General features: G+C 45.2%; 16 protein-coding genes. 6 read left to right on the top strand and 10 right to left on the bottom strand.

The genetic code is table 11. From position 1 onward, the window contains the following. Positions 1-75 precede the first annotated feature (75 nt). From NSS66_RS17775 to NSS66_RS17755, 5 genes are all read right to left on the bottom strand, one after another. Positions 76-1,635, bottom strand: a complete 1,560-nt coding sequence (locus NSS66_RS17775; protein WP_340959509.1) for an ABC transporter ATP-binding protein — start codon at positions 1,633-1,635, stop codon at positions 76-78. A gap of 56 nt (positions 1,636-1,691) precedes the next feature. Next, complete coding sequence (locus NSS66_RS17770) at positions 1,692-2,279, bottom strand: ECF transporter S component (protein ID WP_023986963.1); 588 nt, start codon at positions 2,277-2,279, stop codon at positions 1,692-1,694. A 157-nt stretch (positions 2,280-2,436) separates the two neighbouring features. Continuing rightward, a complete protein-coding gene (locus NSS66_RS17765; protein ID WP_340959482.1) occupies positions 2,437-3,195 on the bottom strand; it encodes an energy-coupling factor transporter transmembrane component T family protein in 759 nt (252 codons plus the stop codon). Beyond that, positions 3,179-3,775 (bottom strand): GNAT family N-acetyltransferase, encoded by a 597-nt coding sequence (locus NSS66_RS17760; RefSeq protein WP_023986961.1) that lies wholly within the window; start codon positions 3,773-3,775, stop codon positions 3,179-3,181. The genes NSS66_RS17765 and NSS66_RS17760 overlap by 17 nt, the downstream gene beginning before the upstream one ends. A gap of 218 nt (positions 3,776-3,993) precedes the next feature. Next, complete coding sequence (locus NSS66_RS17755) at positions 3,994-4,299, bottom strand: hypothetical protein (RefSeq protein ID WP_023986960.1); 306 nt, start codon at positions 4,297-4,299, stop codon at positions 3,994-3,996. Between the two features lie 341 nt (positions 4,300-4,640). Between NSS66_RS17755 and NSS66_RS17750 the strand changes: the two genes are divergently transcribed. Then, positions 4,641-5,120 (top strand): GAF domain-containing protein, encoded by a 480-nt coding sequence (locus NSS66_RS17750; protein WP_023986959.1) that lies wholly within the window; start codon positions 4,641-4,643, stop codon positions 5,118-5,120. A gap of 89 nt (positions 5,121-5,209) precedes the next feature. Further along, entirely contained in the window at positions 5,210-5,686 is a 477-nt protein-coding gene (locus NSS66_RS17745) for a hypothetical protein (protein ID WP_023986958.1), read from the top strand. A gap of 98 nt (positions 5,687-5,784) precedes the next feature. On the opposite strand, the gene NSS66_RS17740 is transcribed toward NSS66_RS17745, so the two are convergent. Further along, positions 5,785-6,549 (bottom strand): MerR family transcriptional regulator, encoded by a 765-nt coding sequence (locus NSS66_RS17740; protein WP_340959479.1) that lies wholly within the window; start codon positions 6,547-6,549, stop codon positions 5,785-5,787. A 133-nt stretch (positions 6,550-6,682) separates the two neighbouring features. After that, positions 6,683-7,276 carry a TetR/AcrR family transcriptional regulator gene (locus tag NSS66_RS17735; RefSeq protein ID WP_069080927.1) on the bottom strand — a complete coding sequence of 198 codons (594 nt, stop codon included), beginning with the start codon at positions 7,274-7,276 and terminating at the stop codon, positions 6,683-6,685. A 207-nt stretch (positions 7,277-7,483) separates the two neighbouring features. Here NSS66_RS17735 and NSS66_RS17730 point away from each other — a divergent pair, with 207 nt between their 5' ends. Beyond that, positions 7,484-9,484 carry an oxidoreductase gene (locus NSS66_RS17730; RefSeq protein WP_340959478.1) on the top strand — a complete coding sequence of 667 codons (2,001 nt, stop codon included), beginning with the start codon at positions 7,484-7,486 and terminating at the stop codon, positions 9,482-9,484. Positions 9,485-9,560: 76 nt separating this feature from the next. Here the strand turns inward: NSS66_RS17730 and NSS66_RS17725 are convergent, their stop codons facing one another. Together NSS66_RS17725 and NSS66_RS17720 are read right to left on the bottom strand one after the other, a co-directional pair. Next, on the bottom strand, positions 9,561-9,932 hold the full coding sequence (locus NSS66_RS17725) for a MerR family transcriptional regulator (RefSeq protein ID WP_013308707.1): 372 nt from the start codon (positions 9,930-9,932) through the stop codon (positions 9,561-9,563). A gap of 115 nt (positions 9,933-10,047) precedes the next feature. Next, positions 10,048-10,623, bottom strand: a complete 576-nt coding sequence (locus tag NSS66_RS17720) for a hypothetical protein (protein ID WP_340959477.1) — start codon at positions 10,621-10,623, stop codon at positions 10,048-10,050. 321 nt (positions 10,624-10,944) lie between these two features. Between NSS66_RS17720 and NSS66_RS17715 the strand changes: the two genes are divergently transcribed. From NSS66_RS17715 to NSS66_RS17705, 3 genes are all read left to right on the top strand, one after another. Next, positions 10,945-11,409 (top strand): AbrB/MazE/SpoVT family DNA-binding domain-containing protein, encoded by a 465-nt coding sequence (locus NSS66_RS17715; RefSeq protein ID WP_023986953.1) that lies wholly within the window; start codon positions 10,945-10,947, stop codon positions 11,407-11,409. A 419-nt stretch (positions 11,410-11,828) separates the two neighbouring features. Next, a complete protein-coding gene (locus NSS66_RS17710) occupies positions 11,829-12,335 on the top strand; it encodes a hypothetical protein (RefSeq protein ID WP_340959476.1) in 507 nt (168 codons plus the stop codon). A 219-nt stretch (positions 12,336-12,554) separates the two neighbouring features. After that, positions 12,555-13,073 carry a hypothetical protein gene (locus NSS66_RS17705; RefSeq protein ID WP_076265261.1) on the top strand — a complete coding sequence of 173 codons (519 nt, stop codon included), beginning with the start codon at positions 12,555-12,557 and terminating at the stop codon, positions 13,071-13,073. 178 nt (positions 13,074-13,251) lie between these two features. Here NSS66_RS17705 and NSS66_RS17700 read toward each other — a convergent pair whose 3' ends face one another. Continuing rightward, positions 13,252-13,818, bottom strand: a complete 567-nt coding sequence (locus NSS66_RS17700) for an NAD(P)H-dependent oxidoreductase (protein WP_028541035.1) — start codon at positions 13,816-13,818, stop codon at positions 13,252-13,254. Positions 13,819-13,843 lie beyond the last annotated feature (25 nt).

Here is a 13,843-nt window from a genome sequence, read left to right as displayed (position 1 = left end):
TGCATAATCGTAAACAGGCGGCCTATATAGGCCGCCTGTTTTGTACGATGTATATATATTATTGTCTACATGTCGTTAATTTTTGTCAACTGTAATCGTATGATAAATCTCACTATTTTCCACTTTATAGAGATGACCCTCTTCCATGCACAGAACATCGCTGGCAAAGCTTTCAGCCACCTGCATATCGTGGGTGATGACCAGAAAAGCCGCACCTTCGGCAGACTGCTCTGTGCACATACGGAGCAGAATTCTCGCCCCTTCGTAATCCGTTCCTGCGGTAGGCTCATCCAGAATGTATAGCTTTTTGGGCAAGATGAACTGTGCCGCAACGCTCAACAGTCTTTTTTCGCCTCCACTTAGTAGGTACGGGGAGGCATCCAGTCTGTGCTCCAGCCTGGCGGCGGCCAGTAAGCGCTGCGCCCGTTCCACATATGCGGCGGGAACCGGCTCCCCGGTCCGTAAACCAAGCTTGGCGCGCACGCTGTATAAACACTCCTCCCACACCGTTGCAGCTGCAAACTGGTGCTCTGGCTGCTGGAACACATAGCCGATTCCGGCAGCCAGCTGGTGAATTGGCAGCTTCGCCATATCCTGCCCCTCCCACCGCATGCACCCCTTCGGTGCTGGGAGCAGGCCCATGAGCAACTTGCCGAGCGTGGTTTTACCCGAGCCGTTCTCACCCAGCAGCACGGCTCGTTCACCGGGCGCAAGAGCTAGGCTCACGCCCTTTAGCGCTGTCCGCTGGCTACCGGGATAGGTGAAGGTCAATCCCTTCACCTCCAACAATGGCTGCCCAGCGCGGTCTGCCGCTGAGCCGGGATTCACCTCCGGCTCACCCGTCATGTCTCCCCTCCCTGCGGAAGAGGGGAGCAGCCCCAAAGCGGCCAGCTGCGCACCATGTTCGCGCAGCAGCGTTTCGGGCGGACCCTGCAGCTGCACGGTCCCGCCCTTCAAGACGATGACGCGCTGCGCTGCCCGCACGCCATCGTCTATGCGGCCGGACGCGGTAACCACCGTCCGACCCGCCGCGTGGAGCCGCCGACATAACTCTACGAATTCGCGTACAGCCGGCGGGTCCAACTGCGCAGCTGCGTCGTCGAACACGACCAGCGGCGCTTCCAACGCCAGTACCGCAGCAATCGCGGTGCGTTGGCGCTGGCCTCCCGAGAGGCGCCGCACGAAGGAGTCGCGCTCGGGAGCTAGGCCGACGGCTTCCAGCGCAGTAGCAATGCGCTGCGCTATTTCTGCCGGAGGCACGCGCAGGTTCTCCGGCCCAAAAGCAATCTCATCTTCGACGATTCCCTGCACCAGCTGGGCATCCGGGTCCTGAAGCACGACGCCAACAGTGGTGGCGACAGTAGCCAGATCAGCGATATCGGGGTCCATCCCGTACACGGTCAGCTCCCCTGTCCGTTCGCCCTCACCGGAACGGGACAATCCACCATGAAGCAGCTGACATAGCGTAGACTTTCCACTTCCACTAGCTCCGACAATGGCTACATACTCACCCACCGCAATGTCCAGTGTCAGACCATGTAACGCTGGCTCTACCTGATCATCATACCGATAGCCAAAATTCTTCAAGGATACGGCTATTTTACGGCTAGAATTATAATCGCTATGTTCAATCATAACTGAAATATCCTCGATCCCCATTGTTGAAGATATAACCACATGCATAGCCACGGCTATGCACGTGAAGCGCGTCCCAGTTCAAACCGTTTTAACAGTCCCGTACGATTTAAGGCATCGCCCAGCACTTTCGTCAGCAGACCGCACAGGACAATGCCGCTCAGGATACGAACGACCAGTGCAATCGTCAGCACCTTCCACCCCCAATGCATATAGCCAAACATATTGGCTGCGACAATAAACCACAGCGGAACCATAGCCCCACCCACTAGCATCAGCGAAACTGCGTTCCAGCGCCGATACCGCAACAAGGCAAATACCAACTCAGCCGCAATCATATAGCAGACAGCCGCCGCGATAATAGAAGCAATTCCATAGGCGGAGCCCATAAAAGACTGCACTACCGCGCCAAATGCATAAGCAATAACCGCCGTACCCGGCTTACGAATAATATAATAGGCCAACAAGCCGTATATCATGTACAGCCCGACAATAGCGGAAGTTGCGATAGGCCCTCCCAGACTGTTTAATGTTTTGTTAATGAGCGACAAATACACGGTCATGACGCCGTTCAACGTGGCCAGCATCGCCATGAGTACGATATCCAGCGTTGTAAACTTTGCAAACATACGAGATTCCTTCATATGTATTTCTTGACTCCTCTCCCTATCTAATCTATAAGATTACAGCTCTGATCCTTGTACAAGCTGCTACTGTATAAATGTATTCATTTGCAGCCTTATTGTCAACCTAATTATATTTTACAGGTTGACAATAAGAACAAAAATAAGAGGCTTCACTTTATAAGCTCCACCATAAAACAGCCGTAGTTAATACAGCAGTCACAGCACATAAGTTGCCTACACGCCCATTGTTCAGTGTACGAAGATATGTCCGTTCTGCATAAGCGCCGAAACCTTTGCCCTCCATAGCCAGCGCCGTCTGCTGAACCCGTCTTACAGCATTCACCAACACGGCAGCCGCATACCCGCTCCACCATGATAACCGATTGCCCCACCCTCGTGGTGGTTCCTGTCCACGAACACGCCGTGCTGCCATAATTGTTCGCCCTTCTTCTTCCAATAAGGGGAGAAACGTCAGTGCCACTGAAATACCGAACGCAAACCGATAAGGAACACGCAAGCGCAGATTCAATGCCTGCACAAAATCTCGGGGATCCGTCGTCGAGAGATAGATATAAGATGCCAAAAACAACACAAAAATCCGCAACGTTAACGCCCCTGCGATATCCAGTCCCTCTGCTGTAATGACAATGGGTCCCCATGAAGCCACGGTATGTCCTTCTCGAATCGCTAGGATAGACAGTATAAAATACGGGATACCTAAACCAATCAGGAACGACATAGTCCGAAGTTGGCGTGCTAAGGTCAAACGTGCGCCCAAGCCAGCCACAGCAATCAGTACAGCCAAGAGTGCTGCTTCCCGCAGCGTCGAATCCCAAGCCATTGACAGGAGGCTAAAGCACCCCACCCATATTAGCTTACTTAACGGCCCTAGCCTGTGCAGCGGCGACGAACCGCCATTATACTGAAACAGCATTTCGTTGTGCCTCCAGTCTGAGCCATTCTTCATGCAGTAAAGAATACATCAGCATATCCTTAAAGCCTGTAGATGTATGCTGTACCTGCCGCAACAGTCCTTCCTGTGTCCAGCCCATCGAGGACAGCAGGGCTTGCGAGCCTGTATTACGCGGGTCCACCAGCGCTTCGATCCGATTCAACCGAATCGTGTTATACCCGAATGACAGCACCAAGCGTAGCGCCTCGGTCATGTAACCCTGTCGCCAATAAGGCTTGGCTATCTCATAACCAATCTCGGCTTTATAAGCTCCCTCCGTCTGCCAATAATTAAACCCACAGCTTCCAATCAACTTCCCATTCTCCTTCAGTTCTATTCCCCAGCGCAGCGCATCCTCCGTCTTCGCCAGCTCATTCAACAACTCAATCATATCCTCTGCATCCTCACGTCCTGACATACCAGAAAGGTTCATATAACGGTGAACCTCCGGGTCAGACCAGCAAGCGAACATCGTAGCCGCATCCCCGCTTTCCATCCTTCGCAGCCGAAGACGCGGACTTTCCAGCGGTGGTATATGCCCCTTACATGCATATGCACACATGTTCAATCATCCTTCCAACATTAAAATGACAATAAATATACGCTACATTTAAGCATACACCTTTAACAAACACAACCTTATTTAAAGCTGAGAAGCTTAAATATATAAATAGCCCTCCTGTTCCTAGGATTAGGAATTAGAAGGGCATCTTCTATATTATAAGAGATTAAACTGTGCGAGCTTGTCTTCCGAATCAAAATTATCGAGCCTCTAAGCCTTTAAGAAGAGACTCGGGTAGTGGTGCGAGTCGGTTTCTTCACAACATCCTTGTACAGTACGCCTAGCATCGACTGAATTTCCTGTAATTCATCGATCCCTGCACCGGTAATGCTAAACATATCATCATGCGGTGTCAGAAAGTTTTCCTGCGTCAAGTTTTCAAGCTCCTGCTTGACCTCACGTTCTCCTACACGGTAACCGCGTTCTTCCAACACAGGTTGAATATCTCTTACCGTGAGATCGTTCTGATGTGCATAAGAAAGCATCTGTATACGGATAAACAAGTTCTGAACATCTGCATGCATAATTGCAACTCCTCCCTGGCCTAGGCCAACCATGTTACACTGTTTTTACCCATAGAGGATAAGCTGGAAACAGATGAGGGCAACCCTTGCTGGATTACTTTCTATACTGTTTGCCCCGCTAAAACGTATAGCTTATCCCCTTCCCAAAATGATTCTGTACAGAGGTTAGAGTACGGAGATACCAAAAGGTTACAGAGTGATTTTTCACTTGACTGAATATATACAATCGTTATATCTTAAATTAATTAACCAATGGTAAAAGCGAATTGCATAATTACCTATTTTTGACGATATATACAACAGTTAATGTAAAAATTTAATGTTAGGAGCGTGAACTCTACATGTTTCAAACCATACCTTACGAGGGCACACGTCATGAACAATTCGAATCGGTTCTCGGACAACTCCGGGCACTTATTCATGATGAATCCAATACCATTGCCAATCTGGCGAATGCTTCAGCACTACTTGGTCATTTCCTTCCAGATATTAACTGGAGCGGCTTCTATCTTTATGATGGTACTGAGCTTGTACTTGGTCCTTTCCAGGGCTTACCTGCATGTATACGGATTCCATTGGGACGTGGCGTATGCGGTACCGCAGCAGCTGAGCAACGAACACTTGTTGTAGATGATGTGCATGCGTTTCCAGGACATATCGCCTGTGACGCTGCTTCCAATAGTGAAATCGTTATTCCCCTTGTCAAGAATGGGGAACTGATTGGAGTGCTGGACATTGACAGCCCGCTAAAAGGCCGCTTTGATCACGAAGATCGTGTATTCCTAGAGGAATTTACGGCTATTCTGGTGTCTAGCTTGTAACCAAAATTGTGCATATATATGGTCTCCCTTCGCCACAATAAATGAGGGTCTGAAACCCAAAATTATGCGGCGAAGGAGATTGATGATTCATGTACAACAACATGGCTCCACAACAACAACTTCATCAATGTGAACAAATCATGCAGCAATTGGTACAACAAACACAGCAAGGAACTGCCATGTATCAGCAGTTGCTGCAACAGGAACAACAAAATGCATCCAGTCTTGAAAGCCTGGTGCAACGTGAACGAAGTGCAGCTCAAATGATCCAAACTGCAATTCAGCATCACCAGCAGGCTATGCAGCAGTACCAGCAAGTTATTCAACTGTGTAGTCAGTTGGAAAACTCCATCCGTTCCAGCAGTCAAATGACTCAGCCCGGATTTGGCGATAGCTACGCCTCACGCAGTATGCAACCATCCTCCTATAATGCAGGAAGCCACATGAATCACAGCTTCCCGCAACACATGGGGACGACTGGACAGCATTATGTAAGCGGTAGTGGCATGCAGCAGTACGGAAACAACAGCCAGCAAGGCATGAGAGCGACACAAAGCAGCATGTAAACTGCTCTACACACAAAAAGGGTGAACAGCAGGCCATCGGAATTGGCTTGTTGTTCACCTCTTTTTCAGACCTTTTACAGCCCTTCTTCCCCGCTTTGTTAATTTAATTCCCGTTCGGCTAGAACCTTCATCCCGTCTCGCAAATACTCAGCTAGTCCGGGGCGATAGCCTTCATACATTTTACTGAAATCCTCATGCTCCACATACAAGTCTCCCAGCCCGCTATAAATTTCTGCTGTAGGAGTATAGAATCGGCTTACCCATTGAAGATGACGGCGGATCAGCGCCTGTACTTCTTCACTATTATGCTTCAATCCTTTATTCATGGCTTCAGCCAGCTGCCGATGAATCTGATCAGCCTCTGCCTGTGAATCCAAATAATCCTCTTTGCTCCAGTTCTTTGTCGCCGTCTTGCTTTCCTGAATTGTTTCCTGAGCCTCTTGACCATAACGGTCTGTCAAATCACGTTCGTACATTTCCTGCTTTTCCGGGTTAAACCCTTGGTACATGTGCTCTGGTTTCATTGCTTGTTCCCCTTTCAAATGAGCCACCGTTTCGTCGATGGTCTGTAGGAGAGTATGCAAGCGGAAGACTTTGGCCTCGACCTTGGCTCGATGCTCCTGTAAAACCTCAGCTTTTTGTTCCTTGGTTTGCTCCAGCACCTTTCCAATTTCAGATAAAGGCAAATCCAGTTCCCTGTACACCATGATTTGCTGAAGCCTCAAAAGTTGTTCATGTTCGTAATATCGATATCCATTATTTCCAATATGATGCGGTTTCAGCAATCCGATTTCATCATAATAATGCAAAGTTCGTACGCTGATTCCCGACAGATTAGATACTTCCTTTACCGTATAGGCCATTCCGCTTCACCTCCCTTGCTTGACAGTCTAGTGTCTCACGTGGCGTGAGAGTCAACACCCCCACTTGCCCACCTTGGTACTACACTTTTACCCGTTAAGCGTGTGATGAACCGTCCCTGTGACAAGGATACAATCAATTCTTTTGTTTAAAGATCGTGATCAGACGACTCATATATTCACGCATATTTACAATTAAATTCGAGTCGCCATCATGAAGACACCAGTTGTACATGACCCCACGAGCTGCAATAAATAAGTAGTCTGTCATCTCTTCGGATGTCATGCTTTGATCCAACTCTCCTGCAGCTTGTCCTCTCTCTATAATCTGTTGAAGTATATTTTGCATATCACGACCCTTAGTAATGAAAAGCTTGTTATTAGTTGTATATAACTGTTTCACCGTCTCTAAACCAATATTCTGATTATATTCCGCATAAACTTCAAAATATTGAATAATATCCTGCACAATACTTTCTGAAGGTGGTTCATTCTTAAATTTCAATTCAAAGTAGCCATCCGCCTGCGCATACATCTCCACCAAAATATCACTTTTAGTCTTGAAATGATTATAAAATGAGCCCACAGACACTCCGGCCCTCCGGCAGATATCCTCAATTTTAATTTTTTCCAGACTCTTTTCATGCATTAGCTCTAATGTACTGTTATATATATTTTTTTTAGTCTGCAGGCTTTGCAGCTTTCGTCCACTCAATTGTTGGTTTGGCATTTACCTACTCTTCCTTTCTATTCTAAACATTCCTATCCTCGATGCCTTGTCCATGTTACTTAATTATAATAAGAAATGCTATTTTGTTTATTTGTGAAAACAATCACATAATAATGTCCGCTACCGTCCTATACTGAATCCATTCAATGAATTCATTCACTGAATGGATTCATTGAAATGGTCGATTCATAATTAGGAGGCATTGTTATGAAAGAAGAGCATCGAATTTTATTTGAGTCTATGAAAATTGGAAAACTAGAAATTAAAAATCGGTTTGTCATGGCTCCCATGGGCCCTGGTGGGCTTTGTGATGCCGATGGCACCTTTAATGAGCGCGGCGTCGAATATTATGTTGAACGGGCAAAAGGCGGGACAGGACTGCTCATTACAGGTGTAACGATGGTTGAGAATGAAATTGAGAAATGTGCCCTGCCATCAATGCCCTGCCCTACTCTAAACCCCTTAAATTTTGTTAAAACGGGTAAAATGATGACGGAGCGGATTCATGCATACGGCACAAAAATATTTCTACAATTATCCGCAGGCTTTGGACGGGTAAGCATCCCTTCAATTGTAGGTAAAACGGCTGTCGCTCCCTCTCCTATCCCTCATCGCTGGCTTCCCGATGTAATCTGTCGTGAGCTAACTATCGATGAAATTCACACCTACGTTAGAAAATTTGCGGAATCTGCGGCTATTGCCAAAAAGGCAGGCTTTGACGGTATTGAAATCCATGCGGTTCATGAAGGCTATTTACTGGATCAATTTGCGATTTCTTTCTTTAACCATCGAAAAGACCAATACGGCGGAAATCTGAGAAACCGCTTAAGATTTGCCATAGAGATCGTCCAAGCCATCAAAGCCGAATGTGGACAGGATTTCCCGGTATCTCTTCGGTACAGCATCAAAAGCTTTATTAAAGATTGGCGTCAGGGCGGATTGCCAGGCGAAGAGTTTCAAGAACAGGGACGGGATATTGAAGAAGGAATTGAAGCGGCCAAAATATTAGAGGAAGCTGGATATGATGCTTTTAATGGTGATGTTGGTTCGTACGATTCATGGTATTGGGCACATCCACCAATGTATCAGGAAAAAGGACTCTATCTTCCTTATAACAAAATTTTAAAAACCATTCTAAAGGTACCTGTCATTACTGCTGGCAGATTGGATAATCCAGACTTGGCCAGCAAGGCTATACGTGAAGGAAAAACCGATATGATTGCACTGGGTCGGCCATTGTTGGCTGATGCTGACATCCCCAACAAAATCAAGGCCGGGAAAATAGAAAAGATTCGTCCTTGCCTCTCCTGCCAAGAGGGCTGCATGGGTCGATTGGCATCTTTTGCAACGATTTCATGTGCCGTTAATCCGGCTTGCGGCAGAGAAAAAGACTATGCACTCGGAAAAGCAGATCAGTCCAAAAAAGTCTTGGTGATCGGTGGAGGACCCGCAGGATGTGAAGCTGCCCGTGTAGCTGCTATTCGCGGACACCACGTTACCTTATTCGATAAAAATAACCGATTGGGAGGTAATCTGATCCCGGGTGGAATTCCAGACTTCAAAGAAGACGATCATTTACTTGCGACCTGGTATGAAGGGGAGCTAAAGGATTTAAAAGTTGACGTTCAATTGAATACCGAGGTTAACCGGACTACCGTAAATGAATATGCAGCAGATGTTGTTATTTTTGCTACCGGCTCCTCTCCCAAAACCTTCTCCATTGGTACATCTACTAAGGTGTATTCCGCAGAAGAAGTTTTGCTTGGGAAAAAAGATCCCGGTGCTTCCACCGTAATTGTCGGAGGTGGGCTTGTGGGATGCGAAACTGCACTTTGGCTTGCTGATCAAGGTAAAAAAGTAACGCTGGTGGAAATGCAAGAAGATATTTTAACCGTCGGCGGCCCGCTGTGCCATGCAAATGAAGATATGCTGCGTGACCTTGTTGCATACAAGGATATCCATCTCCTGACCAACGCCAAAATTGTCGATGCCAACGATCAAGAATTCGTTCTTCAAAATAAAGATGGTGAAGAAACGATTCTAAACGCAGATACAGCGATTCTGGCTGTAGGATATACTCCTCAGCAATCGCTTTATGAAGACATTCAAAATGAGGTTTCCGAGTCCTACTTAATCGGCGATGCCAAGCAAGTACAAAATATTATGTATGCTGTCTGGGACGCCTATGAGGTTACTAGAAATATATAGTACCCCGCTACCTCCAAAGCCGTTTACTATGTAAGCAGGCGGCTTTGGCTTTTTTACCTTTGCAGCAATTGCTTAGTTAAGAGAGGCTTTTCCCCATAACCACATGATCATAAAAAGCTATCTTTTGAATAATTTTCTCCAAATTGTGCTGCGTTTGTGCCACATGTGCTTCCACTTTCTTTTTGTGGGCTACAAGGAAATCTCTTCTCTCTTGGATTGTGGCTTCTCCTTTTACATTTAGCTCAAGGTATGCCTTAATTTCTTCAATAGTCATCCCTGTATCTTTCATAGCCATAAGGAACCTAATCCAATCGATTTGTTTTTCGGTATATACCCTTCTTCCACCTTCATCCCGACCGACATCAGGTAATATGCCTTCTTTTTCATAATAACGAAGGGTGGATGCGGGCAATCCGCTCTTGATTTGAACTTCTTTAATGGAGTACATGGTTATTCCCCTCCTCGTTCTTTTATTTTCTCTTCAAGTCAGCTTTAACGATAAGTATAAGTTTTCATAGTAAAGAGTGCAAAATTAAGATTCCGATATTCGTCTAGCAGAAAAGCTAGCCCTCTCCCTGTCCTTCTTCTCTCAATTTCCCAATACAACTCCTAACATTCTCCTCCGGATGGTTCACTTCCCAATGATCCAACAGCCGATTAACCTCCTCATCCAGAGGTTGCAGCCGATAATAAAATATGGCAGCTCGTAATTGGTGATGCTCCTCGACAGGTTCATCGTCGGGCCAGTGGTACTCTTGCTTGCCATTCTCATCGGTAGTCCCTATAGCTCCATCCAGCAAGGGAGAACGGCCTTCTAACCCTTCACCACGGGCAATTGCTTTGAGAAAATCGGCATGCCTCATGGCAACATCCGGCGAACAACGGTACAAATTCTCGAAAATATCAAAGGCATCAATCGGATCGTATTCCAGATTCTCAAGGAAATGCCTTTGCAGCAGCGAAGCAACCTTCTTATTGCCCGTCAGTCCAGACAGAAAATAGAACGTGGGCATCTGTGCCTCATAACGAAAATCGTCGACATGGCTGATAATATCGTCCACAATCTGGTCGGTCTGAAGACCTTCACGTGCTAATCGAGTTAGTATTCGCACCGCCTTATACTGCGTCCAATCGTACACACCGAATAGCAGTATCCAAATCGATTGCCACTACAGCTTTCTTATTCTTCTTCCAAAACTGAAATATTCTCATATGTAATTCACAGCTCCTTATCCCGTGTTACTAACAATTTCATTGCCAACTAGAATATTCTTTATGAATATATATCGGAAATTCTTTATAATCTCCTCAATACGTTTTCTCCAATAATAAAACATATTTTGGAAATTACTTGTATACTTTTCAACAGTTTACTAAATATATGCGATTGCTTCTCTAAGCCTATTCTTTTTTATCATAACTATTTAGTATTATAAGGATATAAAAAAGGAGGTTATCATTTGAAAAGTACAGGTATGACACGTCCCCTAGATGCGTTAGGCCGTATCGTTATCCCCAAAGAAATGCGAATTTCCATGGATTATAATGTGGGTGATCCTGTTGAGATTTTTGCAGATGAGGAAACTGGTATTCTCGCCTTTCGAAAGTATACTGGGGTGACGTGTAAAATGTGTGGTTCAACAGAACAATTAACTTATTTTAGAGACAGCTTTATTTGCGGGGAATGTATTGAAAGTTTAAAAAAGGGAATACATTTTAGCCCTATCCTAAGACCAGCCAAGTCAGCTTTATCCAACTCACAACGATCTAATAAAGAGTCCAAACGTCTGCGGCGATCGACACAACAGATGATCGAAAGTCTAAAAGAATTAATGCAAAAACACCCCAATGCAGCACAGCACGAATATGCCAAAATACTTGAGGTTTCCCAAGCCCGTATATCCCAGCTCAAAAAAATGCTCTAACTACAGCTTGATACCCTACATAGATATACACCAGAGATTTCATCATGTGCAGCTACTTTTGAACCGTGATACGCAGCATCATAGCTAACCGACAAAACGCATGAACGTCCATACGAAAATTCCACACTAGGTATAAAGAACTAGTGAATGACTTGCAAGCGAGAACGCCTATAAGCAGAAGGCTGTGCTACATTTAATAATGGTTCCTGAATTAAAAAATGACCTTCTTTAATTAGAGAAGGTCATTTCATTTATTTATTCATTTTTCTATAGTAAACCACCACACACTTCTAATGTTATTTTTCAATTAATCCACTTTAACCCCAATAATGTAAAAAAAATTTTACAACTATGATTTATCACAAAAAAAGTAAAACTGTTTTTACATATGGTTGTAAATAAGGATGGGTGAATCTAATATGAACAGACCTGCTCAAATTATTTCTATTCTTATATTTTCCGTAAGTGTAAGTGTGTTTGCTGGTTGTGGAAAGCAGGGAACAACGGATACATCTACCAATGGAACAATACCAACAACCTCAGAAACGGTAGTAAAAGAAGAAACAGATCAACCAGCCGCCCTGCAAAACTTGGACGAGATCAAATGGAATGATGTTAAAGACCCTCTAATTGAGGATGCCATGATAGCAAAACTCAAAGCAGCAATAGCTGCCTTCGTGTCAAAAGATTTGGATCAATTCCATGCTGCGCTCGGTCCAGACGTTGGAACAGGTCACGATTACCTCTTCGATCATCCGGTGAAGTTTACTGGTATTGCTGAAGCTATGAAAGAAAATAATCGGATATTGATACCCATTGTAGGGGAACGGCTGAAAAATGAAGAAGGATATTCACCCGATATACGATATACCTTCTATTTAGAAAAAGATAAAGATGGTGCATGGCAAATTGTTTCAATTGATTAACTAAATTCTCTAAGATGCATTTATCTCGATTTCATTCATGATGCTATAAACCAAATGCTTTTCATTCGTAAAGGTATGTTTTTAGTAGTCGCTAAAAGCACACTTTTTTGGGACAATGAATTTTTCCAAAAAAATATCTTGTAGCAACATTGCCCATTCCAACAAGTACGTTTGCACATATGATGTCACAAAATTCAATCTAAAGGAGAGATACACACCTTGTCTAAACATTCTTCTCATCGTTCGATGGGGCCGTTACAACCACATTTCGCGACCACTACTGAAGTGAGCAATTTTGTTAATTTATGGGGAATATTTACTGTGAATGGTCAACAGATCGTTGCTTTTGTAAAAAGCGTAGATCCCGCTAACAAATCAATGTTAGTGCTATATCCTAATGGTACACAATCATATATTGATGTAACTCAAATCAGTCAGGCACAAGGCCCTTATCCAAGTATGCCTTCTATTCCAGGACAAAGCAGTGGTCAGGGCGGTCATCAAGGCGGTGGATCGCCTTGGCCTCCTCACGGTCAAGGCGGTGGTCAGGGCGGTGGGTCGCAGTGGTGGCCTCAACATGGTCAAGGCGGCGGTCAGGGCGGTGGGTCGCAGTGGTGGCCTCAACATGGTCAAGGTGGCGGTCAGGGTGGTGGATCACAGTGGTGGCCTCAACATGGTCAAGGTGGTGGATCACAGTGGCCTTCCGGTGGATCTCGTAGCGCCAATCGGAAAAACTAATACCCAACCCTTATTGTAGCAATTGCCGTTTGCCATGAGCGAGTGTCGATTGGAACACATTCAATATTGGACCAAACAAAAAGGCGTCGCCTGCAAATGCACGCGATGCCTTTTGGATTAGCCACTGGCTACTTCGATTCCCCTAATTCTTAATCCTCTGCTCCTAAACATATTTCCATTAGGCTTTGCTGGCCATGTCTGCAATCTGGCGAAGCCACACTTTACGTGTATCCTCATCGGATTGGGGTACCGACTCGAAGAACAGATGATACATGACGTCAAGCCCACAGTATTCAAATATACCTTTGTCGGACGTCAAGCGAAGTGCTTGATCCATGCCATTGCTAGCATATTCCGCATGTGATTTTCCTTGCGTATTGAGGATAATAGCTTTCTTTCCCTTGAGCATTCCCATCTGCACTCCATTTACATATTTATAAGCAAATCCATAAGAGAATACACGGTCAATATACCCCTTCATAATAGCTGGCATCCCCGTCCACCAAATAGGATAAATAAAGGTGATTACCTCTGCCCATTGCAAAAATTCCTGTTCCCGTACAACATCTTCTCCGATTCCTTCAATGACCTCGCTGCTGCTAATCACAGGTTGAAAGTTGATTGCATATAGATCACGAACAACCACATCATGTCCTTTTTGCTTTAGCCCCTCGACTGCTGTGGTCAAAATTGCATGATTAAAGCTTCCCTCGGATGGATGTGCGTAAATAATAAGATGCTTCATGTTCTCTCCTCCATTTACTTTAAAA

This window comes from Paenibacillus sp. FSL R10-2748, from assembly GCF_038005565.1.
Taxonomy (GTDB): Bacteria; Bacillota; Bacilli; order Paenibacillales; family Paenibacillaceae; genus Paenibacillus; species Paenibacillus polymyxa_B.
This window is presented reverse-complemented; position numbering and strand designations above follow the sequence as displayed.